The organism is Cognatundibacterium luofuense (assembly GCF_018139685.1).
Lineage (GTDB): Bacteria > Pseudomonadota > Gammaproteobacteria > Burkholderiales > Burkholderiaceae_D > Undibacterium > Undibacterium luofuense.
Window position 1 is genome coordinate 1 of sequence record NZ_JAGSPN010000466.1, and the last position, 313, is coordinate 313.

Annotated in this window: 1 pseudogene; it reads right to left on the reverse strand. The window is 56.9% G+C overall.

Annotation, left to right across the window (positions count from 1 at the left end):
• Positions 1 to 313: pseudogene (locus tag KDM89_RS21245) on the reverse strand (hypothetical protein); the annotation flags it as partial.

A 313-nucleotide genomic window follows, 5' to 3' on the forward strand; every position in this document is an offset into this window, starting at 1 on the left:
CGGGGTTTCGGTCAGGCTGGTGCTTTGCATTTGCCATGCGCCGCCTTTGACTGCACTGACGATACTGACCTCGAGTGGCGACAGTTCATGCATTTCTTTGACCAGCACCTGATCGACCGGCACCGCCAGCGCGACCCAGCTGATTGCCACCGGTGCCAGTATCGGCACCATCACCAACTGATAAGGGCGGCCATTCAGACTCACGATGTTCGCTGCCCCCCCTTTATTGCTGGCGGTATTCATTAACTGCTGTACCCGATCCTGCATACCATGCGCCAGCGTATCGCTGCTGGCAGCGATGATTTTTCCATCT